The organism is Betaproteobacteria bacterium (genome assembly GCA_009693245.1).
In the GTDB taxonomy this organism is placed as follows: Bacteria; Pseudomonadota; Gammaproteobacteria; order Burkholderiales; family SHXO01; genus SHXO01.
This window is the reverse complement of the sequence record SHXO01000015.1, coordinates 17,768-41,509: the sequence shown is the minus strand read 5'-3', so window position 1 is coordinate 41,509 and position 23,742 is coordinate 17,768. Positions and strand designations below refer to the sequence as shown.

The following is a 23,742-nucleotide window of genomic DNA, read 5'->3' as shown; positions in this document are numbered from 1 at the left end:
GCTTGCGCGGCGGGCGGGGGCGCTTGCTCTTTCTTTCCGCAGGCAACCAGGGCGATAGCGAGTGTGGCCGTTAGGACGGTCTTGGCAAATCCGGGCAATGGATTGCGAGAATTCATGGGACTCCTCATTGGAAGGATGATGGCAAAAACTGCGCGGATTATTCTCCGACGTCATACAGATGTCAAACAAATCCCTTCAATTCATTGAGTTGGGGCGGGCACCTGCATGCAGGGACGCGCTCGCGTAGGGAACAAAAAAGCCGGTACAAGGACCGGCTTTTTTTCCTTAGGCCGCCGCGATTATTGCGCCGATAGCACCCACTTCACCAGAGCCTTGATGTCCGCATCGGGTACATTGTTGTTGGGCGGCATGGGAATGGCTCCCCAGACACCGCTTCCACCTGCCTTCACCTTGGCTTCCAACTTGGCCGCCGCACCGGCATCGCCTTTGTATTTGGCGGCCACATCCTTGTAGGATGGCCCGACCAATTTATGGGCCACGGCGTGGCAGGCCATGCACATATGTTTTTGCGCCAGCTTAATATCCGCACTGGCTTGTCCCGCTAATACCAACCCAGACGCGATAGCGACGGTGGCGATGATCTTCTTCATGATACCTTCTCCAATGATTAAAAAGCCGCGCGATTCTAATGACTTTGCCGGCCGGAAGAAACCCGTTTCCATGCTTAGGCTAATCCACGCCGTCCGGGACTAGGAACAATAAACCTTGGTCGGCAGCCGGCGTGAGTTGCATAACGCCCTGGCAAATCCGGGCGTTGACAGCCAGGCACCGGACTCGTTTCGTGCCCTAAGCAGATGGGCAGTATAGCGGCCTGTCCACACTGTTTGCCTGCCCCTTCCGTTATGGGATCACGATCCATCACATCCATGGAGGAACAGCATGCGATTCACCAAGACTGCACTACTCGCTTTCCTGTGTTTCATTCCTCTCGCCCGCGCCGAGCACGGCACGGGGCTATACATCGGCGGTGGCGTGGGCTGGGCCAATCACGGGAGCGAGTGCGACTTCGGCACGGTCGTGGCCACCAGTTGCGATACCAACTCCGCGGGCACCAAGGCTTTCGTGGGCTTTGACCTCTCCGAACATTTCAGCGTGGAAGCTGGTTATTACGGACTCGGCGAGACGCGCGCCAATCCCGGCGGGAACAGTTTCAAGTTCGAACCCATTGGCGTGGCGCTGCAAGGTGTGGTGCAGCTGCGCCTGAACGACCAAGTCGTCGTACAACCCAAGATCGGTGCATTCTTCTGGGACATCGATACCACCGTGAACGGCGCCAAGACCAATGCTACCGGCACGTCGCTGGTTTTTGGGGTGGGTACCGAAATCGGCCTAGAGCGAAACCTCGCCCTGAGAGTGGACGCCGAATTTTCCCCCAATCTGGGAGATGAATTTACCGTGGGGGAATCGGATGTCTCGCTGGTATCGGCCAGCTTGGTGCTAAGGTTCTAACGGCGCGATACGCAGTTGCAACCCTAAGCGCTCCCAAAGGTCGTCGATCCGCGCCAGGACGCCCGCATCCATCGCGATAGGTTTCCCCCACGCACGCGTAGTTTCTCCTGGCCATTTGTTGGTGGCATCGATTACCATCTTGGATCCCAGGCCAGAAACAGGGCTCGCGAAATCCAGATAGTCGATGGGCGTGTTCTCCGCGATCAAGGTATCGCGCGCGGGATCGGTGCGCGTGGTAATGGCCCATATGACTTCCTTCCAATCTCGCACATCGATGTCCTCGTCCACAACGACGATGAACTTGGTGTACATGAACTGGCGCAAGAAAGACCAGATGCCGAACATGACGCGCTTGGCGTGGCCGGCGTACTGCTTACGCATGCTCACCACGGCCAAGCGGTAGGAGCACCCCTCCGGTGGCAAATAGAAGTCGGTGATCTCGGGAAACTGCTTGGTGAGCAGCGGCACGAATACTTCGTTCAGCGCCACGCCCAGCACGGACGGTTCGTCGGGGGGCTTGCCGGTGTAGGTGCTGTGATAGATGGGATCGCGGCGCATGGTGATGCGATCGATGGTGAAAACGGGAAAAACTTCTTGCTCGTTGTAGTAACCGGTGCGGTCACCGAAGGGACCTTCCAGCGCCGTTTCGCCAGCGGCGATGTGGCCTTCCAGCACGATCTCGGCGCTGGCTGGCACGCGCAACTCAGAACCCATGCATTGGGTGAGTTCGGTTTTCCCTCCGCGCAGTAGTCCCGCGAATTGGTATTCCGAGAGCTAATCTGGCACTGGTGTGACGGCGGCGAGAATGGTGGCGGGGTCCGCGCCCAGCGCAACGGCCACCGGAAATTTCTCGCCAGGATTGGCCTCGCGGTGATCGCGAAAATCCAGCGCCCCGCCCCGGTGCGCAAGCCAGCGCATGATGACCTTGTTGCGCGCGATCACCTGCTGGCGGTAGATCCCCAGATTTTGCCGGGTTTTGCGCGGGCCCTTGGTGACCGTCAGGCCCCACGTGATGAGCGGTCCAACATCGCCGGGCCAGCACGTCTGAATGGGTAAACGCGCGAGATCCACATCGTTACCTTCCCACACAACGTCTTGGCACGGTGCGCCGCGCACTTCCTTGGGCGCCATGTCCAGCACCTTCTTGTAGACCGGCATTCTCTCCCAGGCATCCTTCAAACCCTTGGGAGGCTCGGGTTCCTTGAGAAAGGCCAGCAACTTGCCGACTTCACGCAGAGCCTCCACCGAATCCTCCCCCATACCCAAGGCCACACGGCGCGCGGTTCCAAAGAGGTTACCCAACACCGGGATGCTGTGTCCCTTGGGTTTCTCGAACAACAGAGCCGGCCCCCCTTTCTTGAGTACGCGATCGCATATCTCGGTCATCTCCAGATTCGGAGAGACCTCCGCGCCGATGCGCTTCAACTCGCCTTGTTCTTCCAATCGCGCCATGAAGTCGCGCAAATCCTTGTAGCGCACGTTTTATTTTCAGTATGCGAACAGGCAGCCCAGGAAAATCGCGCCGCCCACCCAGTTGTTGAAGCGAAAGGCCTTGAAGCACCTGTCGCGACCGCGCTGCCTGATCATCGGATACTGCATGGCCGCGAGCACCGCGGCCAACGCCAAACCGGCGAAGTAAGGCCAGCGATATTGCTGCCACCAACCGGCAAAGCCCAACAGGGCGAAAAACAGGGCGTGAGACATCATCACGCCCGCCACGTCGAACCGGCCCAGCAAAATGGCGGAGGATTTGATGCCGATCTTGAGGTCATCGTCGCGGTCCACCATGGCATATTCTGTGTCATAGGCCATGGCCCAAAAAATATTGGCGGCAAGGAGTAACCAGGCCATAGCCGGTAATAAATCTTGGTGAGCGGCATACGCCATCGGAATACCAAAACCAAAGGCCACGCCCAGGTAGGCTTGCGGTAGCGAGATAAATCGCTTCGCGAATGGATAGGTCATCGCAACCGACAAGGCGGCAAAGGACAGTTTGATTACCAGCGGCCTTAGTTGCCACACCAGCGCGAAAGCGAATAAAGCCAGCACGGCAGCCACAATCAATGCTTCCTTCGGACTCACACGCCCGCTAGCCAGCGGCCGGTCCTGGGTACGTTTCACGCGCCCATCGAAATTCCGGTCGGCGAAGTCGTTCATTGCGCATCCCGCCGAACGCATCAACACGGTACCCAGGACGAAAATCCAGACCACCGCCCAATCCGGCCGCCCGCCGGAGGATAACCACAGCGCCCACAGCGTGGGCCATAGCAATAAGAGCGTCCCAATAGGCTTGTCGAGGCGAATCAGCTTCTCGTAAGCATAGAGCCGGTCGCTGATGCGCGCGAACATAGTCGTGTCCATGCTTTTCATTGTATGCGAGCGGATGCTTCGAGAGGCTCCCGGGCACCTTCAAACGCGCAAGTAATCCTGCCTGCCGCCCAACCAGCGCTGTAAGTGCGCCCGCGCCAAATCCGGATGCTCTTTAAGCATGCTCGCGGCAGCCTCGCGCGCCGCTTCCAGCAGATCCGCGTCTGTATTCAAATCGGCGAAGCGCAGCATGGGCATGCCGCTCTGGCGCGCGCCTAGAAGTTCGCCCGGGCCCCGTAGGCGAAGGTCTTCGCGCGCGATCTCGAAACCATCGGTGTTCTCGAAAATAATGCGCAAGCGCTCCCGTGCCAGCCCGCCCAAGGGTTGTTGGTAGAGCAGCACGCAAACGCTCGCCCGCGTGCCCCGCCCCACGCGCCCGCGAAGCTGGTGTAATTGGGCGAGGCCCATGCGCTCGGCGTGTTCGATCACCATCATGGAAGCGTTAGGCACGTCCACGCCGACTTCGATGACCGTGGTGGCGACCAAGAGCTGGATAGCGCCTTGTTTGAAGGCTTCCATGACGGCTGCTTTCTCCTCGCCCTTGAGGCGGCCGTGCACGAGCCCCACGCGCAACTCGGGGAAGGTGGTCTGAATGCGCTCGAAGGTCTCTAGCGCGGTCTTGAGCTGCAAGGCCTCCGACTCCTCGATCAATGGGCACACCCAGTAGGCTTGTCCTCCTTGCACGCAGGCATCGCGGATTCTGTGCTCGACCTCCTCGCGGCGCGTATCGGCCAGCAACTTGGTAACGATGGGCGTTCGGCCGGGAGGCAGTTCGCCGATGACGGACACGTCCAAATCGGCATAGAAGCTCATGGCCAAGGTGCGCGGAATAGGCGTGGCGCTCATCATGAGCTGGTGCGGCTGCGATACGCCATCCGTACCTTTACGCCGCAACGCCAAGCGTTGCTGCACACCGAAGCGGTGCTGCTCGTCCACGATGCAAAGACCCAGGCGGGAGAACTCCACCTGCTCTTGAAATAGCGCGTGGGTTCCCACGGCGACGTGCGCTTCGCCCGAGGCCACGCGCGCGAGCACCTCGCGGCGTTGCTTCTTGCCCTGGGTCCCCGCGAGCCAGATGACCTCCAGCCCGAGCTTGCTCAACCAACCGCGAAACTTATTGAAGTTCTGCTCGGCGAGTATTTCCGTGGGCGCCATGACGGCCACCTGCGCACCGCTTTCGATGGCTTGCAGCGCCGCGAGTGCCGCGACGATGGTCTTGCCGCTTCCCACATCGCCTTGCAAGATGCGTTGCATGGGATGGGGTTTCGCGAGATCCGCGCGAATTTCCCCGAGCGCGCCTTGCTGGGCCACGGTGAGTTGAAAGGGCAGATTCTCCAGCAGGCGGGCGCCGAGCAATTCGTTACTCGCGAGCGGCTGCGCGCGAGCCCGCTGGCGGCGTTGGCGATGCTTGCGCATGGAAATTTGCAAGGCAAGCAGCTCCTCGAACTTGATGCGCCGCCACGCCGGATGAGTGCGCGTCGCCAGCGCCATGGCGGGCACCTTGGGATCGGGAGAATGCAGCAGGCGCAGGCTGCTTTCCAGCGGTGGGAGCCCCAAATCATCCGCGAGATTTGGCGGGAGAGTGTCGCTCACATCCACGTCATCCCACGCGCGCTCGATGAGCTGGCGCAAGATGCGTTGCGACAACCCGGCGGTTGTGGGATACACCGGCGTTAGACCGGCGGGCAACGCCTCGCCCTGCCGCACGATCCGGTAGCGCGGATGGGCCATCTCGGCGCCGAAGAATCCCCTTCGCACCTCGCCCATGACGCGCAAGCGATTTCCCGTGGCGAGTTGCTTGATCTGGCTCGGATAGAAATGAAAGAAGCGGAGTTGCAAGGGTTCGCCATCCACTTCCAGGGTACATAACAGCATGCGCCTCGGACGCGGTTGAATTTTTTGGCCGACCACGACACCTTCCACTTGCACCGCGACGCCTACCGGTGCATCGCTAAGCCCGTGGAGTTGGGTTTCATCCTCATATCGCAGCGGCAGGTGCAAGAGGAGATCCTGCTCTGTATGAATACCCATCCGTTCGAGTTTTTCTCGAACGGACTCAGCCACCCAATGGAGCGGCGTGAGGTCGTGGCCAGGGTTGGCGGGAGCGATTTTCACTGCATTCGTTGGATTAAGGGCCGGGGCGCTTCGCGTTGAGGTACGGCTTTCCCCGCGGCCTCAGGCGCAAGTTCGAGACGGTTGCTGTCCGGCAATGGTAAGGACAAAGGCGCTGCTCGCAAAGCCCCGTGGGTCGCGGGTTCAATGCTATGATGCGCCGCCGCGGAAATTCCATCTCCCAAAAACTCTCTTCATGACCTCTTCCGCCCACGGCTCCAATGGCCACAAGGCCAGCGCTCTCACGCTGGCGGTGGGTGCGGTGGGCGTTGTGTTTGGCGATATCGGGACCAGCCCGCTCTACGCCCTCAAGGAAGCCTTCAGTCCCGCGCACGGTTTGGCCCTCGATCACGGCAATGTCCTGGGGGTTCTCTCGCTAATGTTCTGGTCCTTGGTGGCCATCGTCACCATCAAGTACGTGGCCTTCATGATGAGGGCGGACAACCGCGGCGAAGGCGGCATCATGGCGCTGATGGCGCTGGTGTTGCGCGGCGCCAGTAGCGAAAAAGGCGGCCGCGCCAAGCTCATGGCGCTGGGGATTTTCGGTGCGGCGCTGTTCTATGGCGACGGGATGATTACTCCGGCCATCTCGGTGCTATCCGCCATGGAAGGGCTGGAAGTCGCCACACCCCTGCTAAAACCTTACGTAATCCCGCTTACCTTATTGGTTATCACGGGGCTGTTCACCTTCCAGCAATTGGGGACAGCCAAGGTTGCCGCCTTGTTCGGCCCCGTCATGGTGCTCTGGTTTACGGTGCTAAGCATCCTGGGTGTCATCAACATCGCGCTGGAGCCAGGCGTCCTTGCCGCGATAAACCCGCTCCACGCCTGGCGGTTCTTCCTTGCCAACGGTTACGCAGCTTTCTTGACGTTGGGTGCGGTGGTGCTGTGCGTCACAGGAGCGGAAGCCCTGTATGCCGACATGGGGCACTTTGGCCGGCGGCCCATACGCATGGCCTGGCTCTTCTTCGTGTTTCCCGCGCTCTTGCTCAATTATTTCGGCCAAGGCGCCTTGCTGTTGCACGATAGCCAAGCCTTGCAGCATCCGTTTTTCCATCTCGTCCCAGATTGGGCACTCTACCCGATGGTGGTCCTGGCCACGCTGGCCACCGTCATCGCTTCGCAAGCCACCATCTCCGGCGCCTATTCGCTCACAAGGCAGGCGATCCAATTGGGTTATTGCCCGAGGATGTTGATCCGGCACACGTCGGAGGAAGCCATCGGACAGGTATACCTGCCCTGGATCAACTGGGGACTATACGTCGCAGTGATCGGCCTGGTGCTGGGCTTCGGGTCTTCCAGTGCATTGGCGGGGGCCTACGGCATCGCGGTCACCGCCACGATGACGGTGGATTCCATACTGGCTTACTTCATCATGCGCAAACTATGGAAATGGGCGCGATGGCGAGCCGCGCTCGTCGCCGGCTTGTTCTTGTGCATCGATATCCCCTATCTCGCCGCCAACGCCACGAAAATACTCGATGGGGGCTGGTTTCCCCTTGTCGTGGGTCTCGTGGCCTTTACCCTCATGGCCACTTGGAAGCGCGGGCGTGCGCTCTTGTTCGAGCGCCTACATCCGGGGTCTATCGCGCTGGAGCCCTTCATCAAGAGCCTGATGCTGCATCCCCCGCAGCGCGTGGCGGGCACCGCCGTATTCCTCACCGCCACGCAGGAAGGCGTGCCACACGCGCTGCTGCACAACCTGAATCACAACAAAGTGCTGCACGAGAGCATCGTTTTGCTGACGGTGGTGAGCGAGGACATACCGCACGTGCCCGATGCCCAGCGCGTGGATATCATCCCCATTGGTCACGAGTTCTACAAGCTGATCGTGCACTACGGCTTCAAGGATGAGCCAGATTTGCCCAGGGCGCTGGAACTGTGCAAGCCCAAGGGTCTCGAATTCGGCGTGATGGAAACCTCATTCTTCTTGAGCCGCCAGACCCTGGTGCCCACTCACCACGAACCCGGCATGGCGCTATGGCGCGAGAAGCTCTTCGCCGTGATGTCGCGCAATGCGGCGGACGCCACGGAATTCTTCAAGATTCCCACCAACCGCGTGGTCGAACTGGGCAGCCGCGTTGAGTTGTAATGTCCGCCCTCGCCAACTTTCTCAAGATGCTAGAGAATGGCAAGGACAACGCGCTGCTGCGCTTTGGCATCGGGAGCGAGTATCTCAAGCTGGAGCAACCAAGCCAGGCGGTGAGTCATTTGCAACGTGCCGTGGCACTCGACCCTGGATACTCGGCCGCATGGAAGCTGCTAGGGCGCGCGCTCACCGATTGTGGCCGCAAGGAAGAAGCTTTATCGGCCTATGAGCAAGGCATCGGCGTCGCGCAGGCCAAGGGCGATAAACAGGCCGCCAAGGAAATGGAAGTGTTCGCGCGGCGGCTGCGAAAGAACTAGCCGTCTTGTAGCACAGCGTCTCGCTTGTCATGGCCATAGGCGTGCCGGTGCCCTGGGAGCGCCAAGCCGTCCAGGAGCTGTCTTACACCATGATGATCGAGAGCGATGTCGGCCCCATTGTCGCGAGAGCGGACCGACATACCCGGGCTGGCCGCATTCTGGGCGGCGGGCAACCACGAGCCGTCTATTCGTACCCGTGCCTGGGTCTCCTCCACATAGACTTGGGCGGCCTCCAGTTGAAAGCTGAATTGAAGCTTCGTACCATCCTCCAGCGTAAGCGTTCCTTGCGCGGAATAAGACAAAGTCTGCGCCTCGGCATGAAACGCGCTGTACCGGTAGTCCAGGGGCGAGGCGCCGGCACCCACTCGTAAGCGCTCCTTGACCGTATCCAGGGTGAAGTAACTCGTTTCGAGTTTTTGGGAGTCCACGGTTAGGCTGAAAACCTTCTGGCCCGCCAGCTTCTCCACGAGAGCGCTGAAAGCACTCAGCAAAGACGCCGAGCCGCCGCCATCGGAATCCATAAGGCCAAGCAACTTGGAAGCATCGGACAGGTTGACCTCGGAGGAGTCGCCCGGAGGGGGTGCCTGGAGTTCGCTCCCGCCATTAGCGAGAGCGGAAAGGTTTAAGGGACCTTGAAGAAATTGGGCCGCCGGGTACTGCCCAGCGGCACCGCGCAGAAAATCCAATTCGCTGCCCGGAATCATCTTACCCCCTATCTGCGCGCCGTTATGACAGGGTATTATTTCGGCACGGAGGCGGAATTCTTGACGGCAGGGCCCGCGGGCCAAGCCCGTTTAGTAGTCCTCGCGGTCCTCGCCTAAGCGGCGCTCCTCGATCTCCTCTTCGTATTCCTCGTCGTAGCTCTCGGTGTCTTCCGTCGCCCACTCCCGCGTGTCGATCACGTCGTTGGCGATCTCGATCACACGCGCTTCGACGTCCGCGCGAGCTTGTTCGTCCAGAGGGGCTTCCCCTTTGGCACCGGGAGCAAGTTCAACCTCGACGTAAGCGTGCTCGGCGTCGTCCACGTTCACACCGGCTTTGGGCCACTCGTTGTGCAGGGCCCCCAGCAGAAGGTCCTTGAAGGCTTCGTAATCCTCATCGGACACCAAGCCCAACAGCTCGCGGTCAGCGTAGTAGGTAATCATCAACTGTCTACTCATCGCCCTCTCCCTCCATCCACGTACCCTGCGATTCCTCGGTAAAACCTGCGAAAATTCTCCGCTCTAGGCGCTAGTGGCATAGCCTCTATGAAAAAAGGATAACACGCCAACTCGGCCATCGCTTTCGCCCCAGGAAAGCGGCGGCGTAAGTGATGCGCGCTTGATATCGGCCATGGACAAGAACTTCTTAACCGCTCGTTGGATCCACCCTCTCGTTGTGACTTAGCAGGTGCGGATGCCGGTCTACCGCTACCACGCTGGGCCGGTGGGGGCTCTTGCCCCTGTGCCGAAGACCAGTTGCTTGCCGCCGCCAAGACACAGGCCACACACGCGGACAACGGCATTCTGGTTCATCGCCTCGCCCCTCGCGCCAGTTATTGAACGGCTTCAGTCGTTGAATTGCAAAGCGGCCAGCCGCGCATACATCCAGTTCGAGGCCACCAGGGAAGCGTGCGTCCCCTCCTCCACGATCATGCCATGGTCTAGCACCACAATGCGATCCGCCCTTTGCACCGTGGCGAGGCGGTGGGCGATGACGAGGGTCGTGCGGTCTCGCATGGCCGCTTCCAATGCGGCTTGCACGATGCGCTGGCGCTGCCCTCCCGAGAGGCGCACGCCGCGCTCGCCGAGAAAGGTGTTGTAGCCCTCCGGCAGCGCTCTCAGAAACTCGTCGCAGTAGGCCGCACGAGCAGCGGATATGACCTCCTCGTCGCCAGCCTCCTGCACGACTGCCGCCTGATCCTGTGCGGAGCGCACGGGCTGTTCGTAGCCGATAAACTTTCGGTTGGCCTTCCGTCCCGTAGTATGGGTCATATCCCACTCAAAGGCCCACATTTCCATGCGGCGATCGCCGCTAAGTACTCTCTCTATTTCCATAGACCTTCCTGTTTGCGGACGGTGCGCCGCCCTTCCGATGTGCACTCGTACCAGGAGCCGACGGCGGCCCGTAAAGATACCTTGAATGTTTTGTTCGCGCCGGCACACTTGATGACCCGGAAATTGGTAGCCAAGATCTGGGTATCGCGAGCCCCGAGTTGGGCATGTATGGACAGCTCGATTCCGAAAATCGAGAAGCGAGCCTCTCCGGCCGCTTAGGTTACGGCGCTTTCTTATCTTGATCGCCCCAGCGTCCCTCCAACGGCCACGCCAATCGGTCAGGGCTTGAACACGTCGACAGCCACCAGCTTCACCGGCGTGCCGCCTTTGTTCTCCGACCAATGAGTGACGGTCTTGCCTTCGGACCAGGCCTCACCCTTTCGGCGCTCGTGGGTGCCGCCGTTCTCGATGTGCTCCGTTAGCGTGCCTTCCAAGATATAAGCCACGGCCGGGCGCCCGTTGTGGCTGTGCAGGGCGGCCACTCCACCCGGCTCTAGAGTGATGACACGCAAGCGCAGTTGCCGGCCCTTCACGATTTCGATTTCGTCCGTGAGGTCGATGAATACCGGGTCACTCGCCTTTAGGCCCCTGTTTTCTGTTGGCGGCGTACCCTGCCCGACCGCGATGCCGATGGCGAATGCCGCCGCCATTCCAGATAACGCCGCTATTGCCATGCTCTTGTGCATCATGAGTAATCCTCCTTGTTGTTTCGCGATCGGGGCACTCGGTCTACTTCTTCGCCGCTGCGTCCAATTCCGCGAAGGTCTCGCGTGCCACACGGAATGCATCCACGCCCGCCGGCACGCCACAATAAATGGCAACCTGCAGCAGAATCTCGCGGATCTCGGTCTTGGTCACGCCATTTCTCAGCGCGCCGGCGAGGTGCATTTTCAGTTCGTGCGGGCGGTTGAGCGCGGAGAGCATGGCGAGGTTCAGCATGCTGCGGGTCTTCTTGGGGAGTTCTTCCCGGCCCCAGATGGCGCCCCAGCAATACTCGGTGACCAATTCCTGCAGCGGCATATTGAAGTCGTCGGCGGATGCAATAGACTTCTCCACGTACTCTTTTCCTAACACCGATTTGCGAATTTCGAGACCGCGATTGAATACTTCCTTGCTCATTTTGTGGCTCCTTTAAGAAAATTATTAAGGCCTCACTTCCCCGCTCCCGCCACCTCATGCGTATCGCGCGTGAGGTAGAACGCGAGCAAGATGGGGATGAAGGTGATGGCGATTACGAATACCGCAACCACGTTGGTGACAGGCCGCTGGCGCGGGCGCACCAATTCGCTCAGCATACAGATGGGCAAGGTGGACTGCTGGCCCGCGGTAAAGGTCGTCACGATCACCTCGTCGAAGGACAGGGCGAAGGCTAGCATTCCTCCGGCGAGCAACGCCGTGGCGATATTGGGCAAGACTACATGGCGGAAGGTCTGCAAGCCATTGGCGCCCAGATCCATGGAAGCTTCGATGAGCGCGTGGGAAGTTCGCCGGAAGCGCGCGAGCACGTTGTTGTACACCACCACCACGCAAAAGGTGGCGTGCCCCACCACGATGGTCCAGAAGCTGAAGGAAATCTCCATCAATCCCAATGCGCTGCGCAAGCTGATGCCGGTGATGATGCCGGGCAGCGCGATGGGCAGGATGAGCAGCAGGGAAATGCTCTCTCGCCCGAAGAACTTCGAGCGCCAAACCGCCGCCGCCGCGCATGTTCCCAGAATCAGCGCGATACCCGTGGCCGCCGCGCCCACTTGAACGGAGAGCGCGAGGGCGTCGCGAATGTCTTGCCGCTCCCAGGCGATGGCGAACCATTTGGTGGTGAAGCCCGGCGGTGGGAAGCTGAAGGTCTTCGCGTCCGAGCTGAAGGCGTAGAGAAAAATGAAAAACAAGGGGATGTGCAAGAACAATACAGTGAGCAAAGCGCCCAGCTTCAACGCCCAGCCTGCCCCGGTGCCACGCCCCGCCTTTCCCCGCGTGGCACCCGCCTCAGAGCGCATCGAAGGCTCCCATGCGTTTGGCGAGGGCCAAGTAGACCGCCATGATGGCGATGGGCACGATAGTGAGCGCGGCGGCCATGGGGATGTTTCCCGCCGTTCCTTGGTGCGCGTAGACCGCTTGGCCGATGAAAGGATGGGAGGTCCCGATGATCCCTGGGATGATGTAATCGCCCAGGGTCAAGGAGAAGGTAAAGATGGAACCCGCGATCACGCCGGGAAGCGTTAGCGGAAATATCACGCGGCGAAAGGTCTGGCGAGGATTGGCGCCGAGGTCCGCGGAGGCCTCGATATAAGAAGGCGGAACACGCTCTAGCGCGGCCACGATGGGCAGCACCATGAAGGGCAGCCACACGTAGAGAAATACGAGAAAGGTACCGATGTCGGAAGTGGAGAGAGACGGTCCGCCGATTACAGGGATCGCGAGTATTCCTTCCAGCAGCCACAGCAGGCCGAGGTTCTCCGCCAGCCATGTAATGATGCCTTCCTTAGCCAAGATCAACTTCCAGGAGTACACACGCACCAGATAACTCGACCACAGGGGCAGCATCACGCCGACGTAGAGCAACGCCTTCATGCGAGTGCTGGCGTGGCGCACCATGTAGAAAGCCAGGGGAAAAGCGAGCAGGGCCGCGGCCACCGTAACCACCGCGGCCATGGCGGTGGTTCGCAGGATGATGTCGAAATTGGACAGCGTGACGAGCTGCCCCCACGTGATGATGGAAAACTCGCGTACCACCAACCCGGAAAACTCGTCGATATAAAAAAAGCTCTGTGCAAGGAGCGCGAACAACGACCCCAGATAGATGATTCCCAGCCAGAGCAATGGCGGGGTGAGCAGCAAAAATAGAAGCGCTCGCGGATGCAAATACAAAGCATTGGAGGCGCGATGCCACATGCCTGGGGGCGCCGCGTTCGCAGCGCTCATGGCGCCGTGCCACGCAGCGGATGTTCGTGCTTGGGTTGCCAGGTCAACCGCGTGCGCTCGCCTTGCTTGGGTCCCTCGCAGGGTTCATTGGAATTCTGGCGCAGGGCGCTCAGGCGGCCGCCACCTTCGAGCACGACGTTGTAGCGCGTGGCCGCGCCCAGATAGACGAGGGACTCGACCACACCGGTCGCGGAGCGCCAGGAATCCAGCGCAAGAGCCAGCGGATCGGCCAGACGAATCTTCTCGGGGCGGATGATGAAGGGCTGGGTGCCGCCGCTGAGCCGCAGGGCGAGTTCTCCTTCGCACACATTGGAGATGCCCACGAAGCCCGCCACGAAACTGGTGGCCGGGCGCTCGTAAATATCGCCGGGCGCACCCACTTGTTCGATGCACCCGTGGTTGAACACCGCCACGCGGTCGCTCATGGCCAGTGCTTCGCCCTGGTCGTGGGTGACATAGATGAAAGTGATGCCCACCTGCCGTTGCAGCGCCTTTAACTCCACCTGCATTTGCTCGCGCAGTTTGAGATCCAGGGCACCCAGGGGCTCGTCCAGCAACAACACGCGGGGCCGGTTCACCAGCGCGCGTGCCAAGGCCACTCTCTGGCGCTGGCCGCCCGAAAGCTGGCTGGGTTTTCGGCCCGACGAACCGCTCAACTTCACCAGTTCGAGCATCTCGGCGGCGCGGCGGCGGCGCTCCGCGGGCGCTACCTTGCGGATCATCAACCCGTACTCCACGTTCTCTCCCACGCTCATGTGGGGAAACAGCGCGTAGTCTTGAAACACCGTGTTGACGTCGCGTTCGTAGGGAGGCACACCCGCCACGGCTTGGCCATGGATTTCGATTTCGCCGGCGTCGGGCTGCTCGAAGCCCGCGATGAGTCTCAGGCAGGTAGTCTTACCCGAACCCGATGGACCCAGCAAGGAAAAGAACTCTCCATCGGCGATCTGCATGGAGATCTGGTCGATGGCTCGTACCTCGCCGAAATAGCGGGACACGCCCGTGAAGCGTACCGCGGGGGCTGAAGTCTCGGCCATGGTCTGGACTAAATACCACAAGGCCGGTGAGTGCTCTCACCGGCCTTGATCGTATGCGAAATCTAGCGGCCGCCCAGAATGGCGATGTAGTCGGTGACCCAGCGGTAGTAGGGCACGCAGGTACGCCCGCCGCCGCAGTTGGCCACCGGCGTGCGCCAGAACCAGATGCGGTCGAATTCGTTATAACCGTTGGTGGCGCAGCCCTCGTCGGTCAACAGCTTGTTGCCCTTGCAGGCTGCGGGAACCGCGGGCACGGAACCGAACCAAGCCGACAAGTCACCCTGCAGTTTGTTATTGAGCGAGTGCTCCATCCACATATAGGCGCAATTCGGGTGTTCGGCGTTGGCGTGCATCATGGTGGTGTCCGCCCAGCCCGTGGCGCCTTCCACGGGAACAACGCTGGCGATGGGCTGCTTCTCGCCTTGCAGCAGATTCACCTGGAAGCCCCATGAAGAAGAGGCCACTACCCCTTCGTTCTTGAAGTCGTCCACCTGGACGAAGGCATCGTGCCAATAGCGCGAGACCAGTTTGCGCTGCGCGCGCAAAAGACCGAGCGCCTCCTTGTACTGCTTGTCATCCAACTCGTAGGGATTCTTGATCCCCAACTCGGGTTTGGTCTTCATCAAGTAGAGCGCCGCATCGGCGATGTAGATGGGGCCGTCGAAGGCTTGCACCCGGCCTTTGTTGGATTTGCCGTCCGGCAGATCCATCTCCTTGAATACCACTTCCCAGCTCTTGGGCGGCGAGGAGAAGACCTTGGTGTTGTAGGCCAGTACGTTGTAACCCCATTGGTAAGGTACGCCGTAGTGCTTGCTCCCTACCGTATGCCACGGTGCGTCTTGCAGGCGCGGATCGACGTTCTTGTAGCTGGGGATGAGCTTGGTGTTGACCTCCTGCACGCGCTTTCCCACGACCAAGCGCATGGAGGCATCGCCCGAGGCCGTGACCAGATCGAACCCGCCTTCGTTCATCAAGGCCACCATCTCATCGGAGGTATTCGCGGTTTTCACGCGCACCTTGCAGCTGGTCTTCTTCTCGAAATCGGTAACCCAGTCGAAATTCTTGTCGGTCTCGCCGCGCTCGATATAGCCGGGCCAGGCGACGATGTCCACGACGCCTTCGCCCTTGCCTAGTTTTTGGACTTGCGAAAAGGCTGGTGCCTAGGCGAATGCCGCGGCGGCCAGGCCAGATGCGATGAATGCCAGACGATTACGGAAAATCATGGACTCCTCCATTATTTGCTTGCGGCTCGAGCACATCCAGGTCCGGCGGACCCGGCTTGTTATTCAATTGCCGGATGCTTGCTGGCATCCGGTGCCTGATATAGAACGCGCCATCGCGCCGGTCAACGGTTCGGTGGAAGGGTCCGGCGCGTTGTCTGTCAGAACCGGCATTGCCCCGTCACAAGAAAAGATCTTTCCGCGGCCGGATAGGCGTTGAAGTTCAAGGAGGAGAGGGACCTCACCCCATAGGTGTAGTACTTCTCATTGAGCAGGTTGCGAATCTCTCCGGAGAGAAGACAGGGGCCGAAGCGCGCGCCAAGGCGTGTATCCACCGTGGCGAAGGCCGGTATCTTGTCCGCGAAGGTGTTGGATTCATCGTTATCGAAGCGCTGCTCGCCCACCCAGTTCAAACTCACGCCGCCGGAGACCGTGTCCGCCGCGTTCCACAATAAGCCGATGTTGGCCTTGTAGCGCGGCACCAGCGGCAACTCCTTGCCTGATACATCCGTGCCGCCAACGCTACCCGAGCGAAATTTCGCTCGCGTATAAGTGGCGTTACCGGGAATCACGAATCGATCGGATAGCCGCCAGGCCACATCGAACTCGGACCCGTAGCGCTGCGAGGGCGGATAATTGGTGTTGGAAAAAGTGACCGGATCGAAGTGAATCTCGTTGGTGAGATTCATGTGGTAAGCCACCCACCTGCCCTGCACACGCCGCCGCTTCATTTGCAACCCAACTTCACGGTCGTGGGACTTCTGTGGCCCCAGGAAAGTTACGATGGCGTCGAAGCTAGGTCCTCCAAAGGGGGCATACACCTCATCCACCGTGGCCAGGCGAAAACTCTGGCCCAGCTTTCCATAGGCTACCCAACTCTCGCCGAACGCTTGCTTCACTTGGACTTCATAGGCTTGCAGGTTGCGCGATTGGCTACCCGCGGCGTATGGCTGGGCGCTGGCTGCGTCGCGCGCTTCGTACTCCACCTTCTGCGCTCTCCCGCCCAAGATGAGGGTGGTGAGGCTGGGGAAGCTGAAGGTGTTTTGCGCATACACGGCACGGTTCTCCTGTGTGGAGGCAAGATCCGTGGTGGAGAAGGTTGAAACCCGGTTGCTTTGGTAATCCCACCGGTCCCAATCCACACCTGCGGTGAATGCATATTCCACCGCGCCGAGATGAAAGGGTAGCCGGACGCGAGGCGACACGGCAAAGGCCTCGGATTTCGCCTCCACGTTGGTTCCAATCTGAAAAGACGACGTGTCGCGATTCCGGTAACTCAAATCGGCGCGGAACTCGCCGCCAGCCACGGGTACGATTCCCGTCAAACCCACGCGCTTGCTGTCGCGCCTGGAGAAGTCATCGGGTGTAGCCGTACCGCGCCGGTCCGTGATCAACTGCGCCCGGCTTCTCGCGCCGGGCAAGCGAAGATCCTGCTCTTCAGCGGCGAACCGCACGGAAACCAGGGGGCCGGCATTTAGCGAATCGAAACCGACGTTAAGCCCTGTTTGAGAGATTTCGTTGTTTACACGGAAGTTGTCGCTATCGTAGCGGTTCAAGGCCAGCGTCATCCCTAGAACGTCGCTCGCGATGGTGCCATTGGCCCGTACATCCGTGGTGGCATGGTTGCCTAATCCGGCCGACACTTGGGCCGCGCGCGCGCCGGGCGCGGGCTTCTTGGTGATCACGTTAATGACCCCGCCCGTGGCGCCCGAACCGTAAAGCACAGCCGCGCCGCCGCGAATGATTTCGATGCGCTCCACACTACTGATGGGAATAGCCGACCAGTTCGCCGAGGCCAGTTCATTCTCCGTCAAACGCTGGCCATCGATGAGGATCACGGTATTCTGGTCTCCCGTGACGCCGAATCCGCGCATGTCCACCTGCTTGTCTGGGCTGCCCGTGTTGTCCCGCACGGAAATGCCACTTTGTAATTGAAGCAAGTCCGGCAAGAAGCGCTGGCCGCTTGCCTCGATTTCCTTTTTCCCGATCACCTGCAGCATGGGCACGGAAGGATTATGCTCCTCGAATCGCGTCGCTGTAATGACCACTTCGTCAGTGACAGGCTCGGCAGGCGTATTGTCTTGCGCTACGCCAGCATGGGAAAAAAATAGGGGGATTAAGTATTTCACTCGCACGGCACTCTCCTGCGTAAGCGTGCCCGCCGCACGCGCCAAACGATTATGAAAAGAACGCGGCGCTATCCCTATCTGGATAGGTTTTCGAGGGCATGAGAGGACTTCGAAACGAATGATCGAAAGCCCCCGCTGCCCACCGCGGCGTTCAGGGTTGGCGAGGAGGCCGGTCTCCGGACTGGTAGGTTGAAGAGATCGCTCTCTTCAAACCGCCTTACCTTCCCATGGATTCTTGAAGACCTCCACAGTGGTCAAGGATGGAAGCGGTTTCTAACTACTTACCGTTGCGGGGGCAGTACAGGCTTTGGATAATTTCCGCACCTGATTCCCGTTTCACTCTGGCCCGATGGATTCGGACCGAGCACCTCATCGCGGCAGGCATTTTAGCCTAGGAACGAATACGTACAAAAGAGCGGAAATCACGCCGTAGCGCCAGGGTCAGAGCTAGCGGTTGATTTTACGGCCGGCTCTCACTATAGTGCGGCCATGGAAAGTGAGATCACCAACCTCGAAGGCAAAATCAACCAACTGGTCCAACTATGCCAACGTCTACGCCACGACAACAACGATCTACGCCAGCAACTAGCGGCGAGCCAAAGCGACAACAAGCAGCTCTCCGAGAAGATTTCCAACGCCAAGGAGCGCCTGGAGACGATCCTCAGCCGAATTCCCGAGGACGAGTAGCGCCCCAGCCGGGAATGGACGTCAGCATATTGGGACGGTCTTTTCGCGTCAATTGCAAGGACGAGGAAAAGGAAGGCCTGCTCAAGGCGGTGGATTACCTCGATGCGAAGATGCAGGCAATCCGCGCCGAGGGCAAGGTGATCGGCAACGAGCGCATCGCCATCATGGCCGCGCTCAACATCGCGCACGAGTATCTTTCCACCCGCATCGACGCGGGTTTTGACATCGGCGAGTTTCGACGTAGAATGATTTCGATGGCGGCTAATATCGACTCCGCCGTGGCGCCGCAGGAAGAGTTGTTCGAGTAATTCAAGGCAGTTCGTGCCCGAACAACGGGCGGCGCCATCCAGCTTCACGACTTGCTCCCTGCGGTGTTTGTATAGGCCGTAAATTCTTCGAACCAAGTAGGAAACTAGGCCGCGGCCCAATGTAGTGCCAGTGTGCGCGTCCCTCGCCGGATGTGCCTTAGGTGCTCGGAAAGCGGCCGATCTTGAACCGCAGGTTCAAGAGTCACGGTCTGACGGCATTCGCGGGGGGGCTCCACTATCGCGGGCATTTGCCTATTAACATCCGCCTATGAACTACTGGCTCATGAAGTCGGAGCCCGATGAATTCAGCATCGAGGACCTGGCGGCGGCACCGAAAAAAACCTCGCCTTGGACCGGAATACGCAACTACCAGGCGCGTAACTTCATGCGCGGCGAGATGCGCGCGGGCGATGAAGCCTTCTTCTATAACTCCAGTTGCCCGGAACCCGGCATCGCGGGCATCATGAAGGTGAGCCGCCTCGCCTATCCCGACGCGACGCAGTTCGATCCCGAAAGCAAATACTACGATCCAAAATCCACGCGAGACCATCCGCGCTGGGTGCACGTGGACGTCACCTTCCTGCGCAAGACCCGCCTTCTCAGCCTCGCCGAGATGCGCACCCTCGGTGCGCTCGCGGGCATGCGCGTATTGCAACGAGGAAACCGCCTATCCATCACACCGGTGACTAGCGCCGAATGGAAGATCATCGCCAAGCGGATTTAGGGGGCGCTGCCGTTCCGGCCAGCAGCGCCACGTTGCCCCCGGCCGCCGCGGTATTGATGGTGAGCGTTTGCTCGGCGCAAAAGCGCGGTAGATAGTGCGGCCCGCCGCCCTTGGGGCCGGTGCCGCTCAAGCCCTCGCCGCCGAAGGGTTGCACGCCCACCACCGCGCCGGTCATGTTGCGGTTGACGTAGACGTTTCCCGCGCGGATTCTGCGTGCGATGTACCGGGCGCGGCTATCGATTCGGGTTTGGATGCCCAGCGTGAGCCCATATCCCAGTTCATTGATTTCATCGATCAATTCATCGATGGCACCGCGCCAGCGAACGATATGCAGCACGGGGCCGAAAATCTCCTCCTTCAAATCCGCCACTCGCGCGATTTCGAAGGCCACGGGCATGATATGGGTGGTGCCGAGGGCTTCCGCCATGGGTGTGCTGCCCGCTAAACGGGATTCGCGTTGCAGGCGCTCTACATGGCCTCGCAAATTCGCGTGTGCCTCGCCATCGATGACCGGGCCCACGTCCGTGGACCATTCGCGCGGATCGCCCACCACGAGTTGTTGCATGGCACCGGCGAGCATGGTGGTCATCGCATCCGCAACGCTTTCGTGCAGGCACAGCAAGCGCAGCGCCGAGCAGCGCTGGCCGGCGGAACGGAAGGCCGATTGCAGCACCGCGTCCACCACCTGCTCGGGCAACGCGGTGGAATCCACGATCATGGCGTTGAGGCCCCCCGTTTCGGCGATGAGTGGAACGATGGGACCAGTCTTGGCGGCCAGCGCGCGCTGAATCTGTCTGGCCACTTGCACCGATCCCGTGAATCACACGCCCGCGCAGTGCTCATGGGCGACCAACACGGCGCCCACGACATCGCCCGCGCCGTGCACCAAGATCAACGCATCTTGCGGGATACCTACTTCGTGCAGGAGCGCGACAAAGGCGCTCGCGACCGCGGGCGTTTGCTCCGCTGGCTTGGCCGCCACGGTGTTCCCCGCCACCAGCGCTGCCACCACCTGTCCGGCGAAGATGGCTAGTGGAAAATTCCACGGCGAAATGCACACGAAAACCCCTCGGCCACGCAACCGCAATTCGTTGCTCTCTCCCGTGGGACCTGGCAGTGCCACGGGCTTGAGTTGCCGCAGGGCAAGACCTGCGTAATAGCGGCAAAAGTCCACCGCCTCGCGTACTTCGGAGAGGGCGTCGGGTAAGGTCTTGCGCCCTTCCTTAACCAGCAGTGCCGCGAAGCGGTCGAATCTCTTTTCGAGCTCATCCGCCGCCCGGTTTAGTACACCGGTGCGAACCTACAGCGCGGTGGCGTTCCATGGCGCCCATGCGGCATGCAACGAGTGCATGGCGGTAAGCGCGTCTTCGGGCGTGCTCATCGCTATACGGGGTACCTCTACCGCGGACAGCGCATCGAGCAACGGCTGGCGGTGCTCCATACAGGTCAAGTCGAATCCCCTGGAGTTTGCGCGGTCCGAATATAGATGGCGCGGCAGAATTTGCCCTGGCGTGGTGGCGGCGCGTAGCGGGGAGGCGAGCAGTGCCCCGGCGTCAAGCGCATCGTCCGCGAGCTGGTGCACGAAGGACGAGTTGGCGTCGTTCTCCAACAAGCGGCGCACCAAATAAGCGAGCAGATCGCGGTGCTCGCCCACGGGCGCATAGATGCGAAGCGGCAGACCGGGTTCGTGATGCAGCACTTCGCGATAGATTCCTTCGCCCATGCCGTGCAGGCGTTGCATCTCGAAAGGGGCTTTCAGCGTGCGGGAGATTTGCAGAATGGCGGCGATGGTTCCCGCGTTATGCGTGGCGAACTGCGGATAGATGCCGTCTTTTTCCAGCATCAACGCACGTGCGCACGCAAGATAAGCCACATCGGTGTGGTGCTTATGCGTAAAGACGGGATAGCTCTCCAGCCCAAGTTCCTGGGCGCGTTTGACTTCGCCGTCCCAATAGGCGCCCTTCACCAGGCGCGTGTTTGCGCGCTAGCCGTGCCACCTCCTCCACGACGTCCAGCGCGCGTGTTTGATAGGCTTGCACGGCCAGGCCCAGGCCGCGCCAATGGGGATGTTCTTGCGCGGCATGACGCGCCACGGCCTCCAGCACATCCAGGGAGAGCTCTAGCCGGTCGCTCTCTTCGGCATCCATGGTGAGATTGATGTTCGCGGCGGCCGCCGCATCCGCCAGCACCACCACGCTAGGCAGCAGTTCTGCCATCACACGGCCATGATGGGCGGCCTCGTAACGCGAGAATAAGGCGGAAAGTTTGATGGAGATGCCGTCATTTTCGTCCAGCACGCCGTGGGTGCCGTGCGCGGCTATGGCCGCGATCGCCGACCGATAAGACGCAAAGTAGCACCGCGCATCTTGCTCCGTGCGAGCCCCCTCGCCCAGCATGTCGAAACTGAATAGCGGCGGGGGAAACCGGCCGCGCTGCGCATCCGCGTGGGCCAACGCTTCGCTCATATCGCGGCCCAATACGAATTGTCTGCCTAGCAGTTGAATGCCGCGCACGGCGGCGGCCACAACAGTCTGGGCGCCCAGGCGTTGCAGCATGCCGGGGTGTTCAGCATCTGGAAGTAGGGTATTCGATAACGCGATGGCGGCCGAAGATAGGCTGGCCAGCACGCTTTGCGATCCATCCTTGAAATCCGCGCCGCGCAATTGGTCCGCTGTAAGCAACATGGCGGTTTCCGCGTCGGGCACTCGTAGCAGCGCTTCGGACAAGCGCATCAACGCCAGCCCTTCCGCGCTGGAGATGGGGTATTCCTTTAGCAGGGACTCCAACACCCAGAACGGCGCCGGGTGCTCCCGCACCCCTTGCACCCAGGGCTTCGCCTGGGATGCCACCGAAGTCCAATCAATGTAGCCGCCAAGGCCGGCCAGTAAGCCGGTGACGACGGCGTGCTCGTTCCGGTATGGGTAGGGAAGGCGCGATAGCGGGCCAGCCATGTTTTGAGGTTAGCCGGCGGCGGGTTGCGTGCCTTCGACAAAGAAGTCCATGGACGCGGAATTCAAACAGTAGCGCTGGTGGGTCGTCGGAGGACCATCGGGGAATACGTGGCCGAGATGCCCGTCGCAGCGCGCGCACCGAATTTCGGTGCGGACCATGCCATGGCTGGTATCGCGGATCTCGCGGATATGCTCCGCATCGAAAGGTTCGTAGAAGCTGGGCCACCCCGAGTGGGACTCGAACTTGGATCCCGATTGGAACAAAGGTAGCCCGCACAGTTTGCAGGCATAGACGCCGTCTTGCTTTTGGTTGAGCAAGATTCCGCAGAAGGGCCGCTCGGTACCGTGATCCAGCAAGATGTAGCGTTCCTCGGGCGTGAGTTTGCGCGCAAGCTCGTCGCGCTCCCTGCCGCTGACCGGGCTGAGATCGTATCCGGATGCCGAGCGCTTCGCAGTGGTAGCCGTCATGGTCACTTCCTTCGCGGAAATCGAGGGGAAGGAAGTGTACTCAACTTTTCAGGTGCGGTCCGCCATGAGCCGCCGAATGATGCTGAACAGGATGTAGATGGCGAACTGCGGATATACCAGGTAGCAGCGGCGCACTTGTTCGCGAGTCATGGTGAGCACTCTCACATCGGTCTCGCAAATGGCGGTGAAGGTTAGGCGGTGCCCAGGGGTGAACACCGCGATCTCGCCGAACAGATCGCGCGGCCCCATGATGACGTTCTTTTTTTCCTTCAGGCGAATGTTCCCTTGGGTGATGTAGTAGAGCTTCTCGCCTGGTTCGCCCTGCTGAAACAGCACATGCCACTTGGGCCAGCGCTCCATGGTGAGCGCTACCTGGTTGAGCCAGCTGAAATCGAACTCGCCTTCCTCGGCGCGGCGTTGCTCGTCCAGATCCACGCTCAGCGCGATGCGGTACAGCAGAGACGCTTCGAAGCGGTTGCGCGTACCCAGCTTCTCGAAGATGCTGTGCATCTGCGCTTTCACCGTACCGACGCTCACGTGGCGGCGCTGGGCGATCTCGGAGTTTTGGTAGCCGCGGGCTGCCAAGTCCAGTACCCCTTTCTCGGAGGCGGTCAGGCCGTACTCCTCCACGGCCGTTATGGGCGAGGGCATCGATTGTTGTTCGAGTTGAGCCGGGGGCATCCTATCATGGCGGCGGGATTTCGCTACCATTGCTGGTCCGCGCGCGAGGACGGATGCCTTGGCAGCCGTGGCTGGGGCTCGCCCGCCGCTTCGCTGGTCAAGATTTCCCATGGTGCTTCTCCGTTGCCGGGTGAACAATACCGTTACCATAACTTCACGGGACCGGAAGAAAATACACCCAATGGTATACAAGGCGGCGGATCATGCGACAATCCGCCGCCGCGCCA

At 60.5% G+C, this 23,742-nt stretch carries 20 protein-coding genes, 3 pseudogenes and 1 riboswitch; of the genes and pseudogenes, 6 read left to right on the top strand and 17 right to left on the bottom strand.

Going from position 1 to position 23,742, the window contains the following annotated elements:
* Positions 1-299: 299 nt before the first annotated feature.
* A complete protein-coding gene (locus tag EXR36_04215; GenBank protein MSQ58852.1) occupies positions 300-611 on the bottom strand; it encodes a c-type cytochrome in 312 nt (103 codons plus the stop codon).
* Positions 612-900: 289 nt separating this feature from the next.
* On the opposite strand from EXR36_04215, the gene EXR36_04210 reads away from it, so the two are divergent.
* Positions 901-1,470: a hypothetical protein gene (locus EXR36_04210; GenBank protein ID MSQ58851.1), complete on the top strand. Its 570-nt coding sequence runs from the start codon at positions 901-903 to the stop codon at positions 1,468-1,470.
* Here the strand turns inward: EXR36_04210 and EXR36_04205 are convergent.
* The 3 genes and pseudogenes from EXR36_04205 to recG form a co-directional block, all read right to left on the bottom strand.
* Positions 1,459-2,949, bottom strand: a pseudogene (locus EXR36_04205) (4-hydroxy-3-polyprenylbenzoate decarboxylase). The gene EXR36_04210 and the pseudogene EXR36_04205 overlap by 12 nt on opposite strands.
* A gap of 9 nt (positions 2,950-2,958) precedes the next feature.
* Positions 2,959-3,819, bottom strand: a complete 861-nt coding sequence (locus EXR36_04200) for a 4-hydroxybenzoate octaprenyltransferase (protein ID MSQ58850.1) — start codon at positions 3,817-3,819, stop codon at positions 2,959-2,961.
* A gap of 60 nt (positions 3,820-3,879) precedes the next feature.
* Complete coding sequence (recG, locus tag EXR36_04195; protein ID MSQ58849.1) at positions 3,880-5,946, bottom strand: ATP-dependent DNA helicase RecG; 2,067 nt, start codon at positions 5,944-5,946, stop codon at positions 3,880-3,882.
* Positions 5,947-6,145: 199 nt separating this feature from the next.
* On the opposite strand from recG, the gene EXR36_04190 reads away from it, so the two are divergent.
* Together EXR36_04190 and EXR36_04185 are read left to right on the top strand one after the other, a co-directional pair.
* The gene (locus EXR36_04190; GenBank protein MSQ58848.1) at positions 6,146-8,041 is read left to right on the top strand and encodes a potassium transporter Kup; all 1,896 of its coding nucleotides are present in this window, start codon (positions 6,146-6,148) and stop codon (positions 8,039-8,041) included.
* Entirely contained in the window at positions 8,041-8,355 is a 315-nt protein-coding gene (locus EXR36_04185) for a tetratricopeptide repeat protein (protein ID MSQ58847.1), read from the top strand. Before EXR36_04190 ends, EXR36_04185 begins: the two co-directional genes overlap by 1 nt.
* Here the strand turns inward: EXR36_04185 and EXR36_04180 are convergent.
* The 10 genes and pseudogenes from EXR36_04180 to EXR36_04135 form a co-directional block, all read right to left on the bottom strand.
* Positions 8,352-9,059: a hypothetical protein gene (locus EXR36_04180; GenBank protein MSQ58846.1), complete on the bottom strand. Its 708-nt coding sequence runs from the start codon at positions 9,057-9,059 to the stop codon at positions 8,352-8,354. The genes EXR36_04185 and EXR36_04180 overlap by 4 nt on opposite strands.
* Before the next feature lie 90 nt (positions 9,060-9,149).
* Positions 9,150-9,515: a hypothetical protein gene (locus EXR36_04175; GenBank protein ID MSQ58845.1), complete on the bottom strand. Its 366-nt coding sequence runs from the start codon at positions 9,513-9,515 to the stop codon at positions 9,150-9,152.
* Between the two features lie 387 nt (positions 9,516-9,902).
* Positions 9,903-10,235, bottom strand: a pseudogene (locus tag EXR36_04170) (ABC transporter).
* 434 nt (positions 10,236-10,669) lie between these two features.
* Positions 10,670-11,041 carry a cupin domain-containing protein gene (locus EXR36_04165; protein MSQ58844.1) on the bottom strand — a complete coding sequence of 124 codons (372 nt, stop codon included), beginning with the start codon at positions 11,039-11,041 and terminating at the stop codon, positions 10,670-10,672.
* A gap of 79 nt (positions 11,042-11,120) precedes the next feature.
* Entirely contained in the window at positions 11,121-11,510 is a 390-nt protein-coding gene (locus EXR36_04160) for a 4-carboxymuconolactone decarboxylase (protein ID MSQ58843.1), read from the bottom strand.
* 32 nt (positions 11,511-11,542) lie between these two features.
* Positions 11,543-12,385 (bottom strand): ABC transporter permease, encoded by an 843-nt coding sequence (locus tag EXR36_04155; protein MSQ58842.1) that lies wholly within the window; start codon positions 12,383-12,385, stop codon positions 11,543-11,545.
* Complete coding sequence (locus EXR36_04150; protein ID MSQ58841.1) at positions 12,375-13,310, bottom strand: ABC transporter permease; 936 nt, start codon at positions 13,308-13,310, stop codon at positions 12,375-12,377. The genes EXR36_04155 and EXR36_04150 overlap by 11 nt, the downstream gene beginning before the upstream one ends.
* Positions 13,307-14,347 (bottom strand): ABC transporter ATP-binding protein, encoded by a 1,041-nt coding sequence (locus EXR36_04145; GenBank protein ID MSQ58840.1) that lies wholly within the window; start codon positions 14,345-14,347, stop codon positions 13,307-13,309. Before EXR36_04145 ends, EXR36_04150 begins: the two co-directional genes overlap by 4 nt.
* A gap of 62 nt (positions 14,348-14,409) precedes the next feature.
* Positions 14,410-15,459, bottom strand: a complete 1,050-nt coding sequence (locus tag EXR36_04140; protein ID MSQ58839.1) for an extracellular solute-binding protein — start codon at positions 15,457-15,459, stop codon at positions 14,410-14,412.
* 269 nt (positions 15,460-15,728) lie between these two features.
* Complete coding sequence (locus tag EXR36_04135) at positions 15,729-17,696, bottom strand: TonB-dependent receptor (protein ID MSQ58838.1); 1,968 nt, start codon at positions 17,694-17,696, stop codon at positions 15,729-15,731.
* Between the two features lie 149 nt (positions 17,697-17,845).
* A riboswitch (cobalamin riboswitch) is annotated at positions 17,846-18,083 on the bottom strand.
* Positions 18,084-18,185: 102 nt separating this feature from the next.
* On the opposite strand from EXR36_04135, the gene EXR36_04130 reads away from it, so the two are divergent.
* From EXR36_04130 to EXR36_04120, 3 genes are all read left to right on the top strand, one after another.
* On the top strand, positions 18,186-18,383 hold the full coding sequence (locus EXR36_04130; protein MSQ58837.1) for a hypothetical protein: 198 nt from the start codon (positions 18,186-18,188) through the stop codon (positions 18,381-18,383).
* Between the two features lie 14 nt (positions 18,384-18,397).
* On the top strand, positions 18,398-18,691 hold the full coding sequence (locus EXR36_04125; GenBank protein ID MSQ58836.1) for a cell division protein ZapA: 294 nt from the start codon (positions 18,398-18,400) through the stop codon (positions 18,689-18,691).
* Positions 18,692-18,959: 268 nt separating this feature from the next.
* A complete protein-coding gene (locus tag EXR36_04120; protein ID MSQ58835.1) occupies positions 18,960-19,415 on the top strand; it encodes an EVE domain-containing protein in 456 nt (151 codons plus the stop codon).
* Here the strand turns inward: EXR36_04120 and EXR36_04115 are convergent.
* From EXR36_04115 to EXR36_04105, 3 genes and pseudogenes are all read right to left on the bottom strand, one after another.
* Positions 19,396-22,366: pseudogene (locus tag EXR36_04115) on the bottom strand (L-glutamate gamma-semialdehyde dehydrogenase). The gene EXR36_04120 and the pseudogene EXR36_04115 overlap by 20 nt on opposite strands.
* A gap of 9 nt (positions 22,367-22,375) precedes the next feature.
* Positions 22,376-22,834 carry a peptide-methionine (R)-S-oxide reductase gene (msrB, locus tag EXR36_04110; GenBank protein MSQ58834.1) on the bottom strand — a complete coding sequence of 153 codons (459 nt, stop codon included), beginning with the start codon at positions 22,832-22,834 and terminating at the stop codon, positions 22,376-22,378.
* A gap of 48 nt (positions 22,835-22,882) precedes the next feature.
* Positions 22,883-23,665, bottom strand: a complete 783-nt coding sequence (locus EXR36_04105; protein ID MSQ58833.1) for a cyclic nucleotide-binding domain-containing protein — start codon at positions 23,663-23,665, stop codon at positions 22,883-22,885.
* Between the last annotated feature and the right edge of the window lie 77 nt (positions 23,666-23,742).

Bases quoted from the DNA above. Each gene is read 5' to 3' on its own strand.
- EXR36_04165 (MSQ58844.1), bottom strand. From the start codon at position 11,041: ATGGCGGCGGCATTCGCCATCGGCATCGCGGTCGGGCAGGGTACGCCG.
- EXR36_04200 (MSQ58850.1), bottom strand. From the start codon at position 3,819: ATGTTCGCGCGCATCAGCGACCGGCTCTATGCTTACGAGAAGCTGATT.
- EXR36_04145 (MSQ58840.1), bottom strand. From the start codon at position 14,347: ATGGCCGAGACTTCAGCCCCCGCGGTACGCTTCACGGGCGTGTCCCGC.
- EXR36_04180 (MSQ58846.1), bottom strand. From the start codon at position 9,059: ATGATTCCGGGCAGCGAATTGGATTTTCTGCGCGGTGCCGCTGGGCAG.
- EXR36_04160 (MSQ58843.1), bottom strand. From the start codon at position 11,510: ATGAGCAAGGAAGTATTCAATCGCGGTCTCGAAATTCGCAAATCGGTG.
- EXR36_04155 (MSQ58842.1), bottom strand. From the start codon at position 12,385: ATGCGCTCTGAGGCGGGTGCCACGCGGGGAAAGGCGGGGCGTGGCACC.
- EXR36_04190 (MSQ58848.1), top strand. From the start codon at position 6,146: ATGACCTCTTCCGCCCACGGCTCCAATGGCCACAAGGCCAGCGCTCTC.
- EXR36_04125 (MSQ58836.1), top strand. From the start codon at position 18,398: ATGGACGTCAGCATATTGGGACGGTCTTTTCGCGTCAATTGCAAGGAC.
- EXR36_04185 (MSQ58847.1), top strand. From the start codon at position 8,041: ATGTCCGCCCTCGCCAACTTTCTCAAGATGCTAGAGAATGGCAAGGAC.
- EXR36_04105 (MSQ58833.1), bottom strand. From the start codon at position 23,665: ATGGTAACGGTATTGTTCACCCGGCAACGGAGAAGCACCATGGGAAAT.
- EXR36_04150 (MSQ58841.1), bottom strand. From the start codon at position 13,310: ATGAGCGCTGCGAACGCGGCGCCCCCAGGCATGTGGCATCGCGCCTCC.
- EXR36_04215 (MSQ58852.1), bottom strand. From the start codon at position 611: ATGAAGAAGATCATCGCCACCGTCGCTATCGCGTCTGGGTTGGTATTA.
- msrB (MSQ58834.1), bottom strand. From the start codon at position 22,834: ATGACGGCTACCACTGCGAAGCGCTCGGCATCCGGATACGATCTCAGC.
- EXR36_04210 (MSQ58851.1), top strand. From the start codon at position 901: ATGCGATTCACCAAGACTGCACTACTCGCTTTCCTGTGTTTCATTCCT.
- EXR36_04175 (MSQ58845.1), bottom strand. From the start codon at position 9,515: ATGAGTAGACAGTTGATGATTACCTACTACGCTGACCGCGAGCTGTTG.
- EXR36_04130 (MSQ58837.1), top strand. From the start codon at position 18,186: ATGGAAAGTGAGATCACCAACCTCGAAGGCAAAATCAACCAACTGGTC.
- EXR36_04120 (MSQ58835.1), top strand. From the start codon at position 18,960: ATGAACTACTGGCTCATGAAGTCGGAGCCCGATGAATTCAGCATCGAG.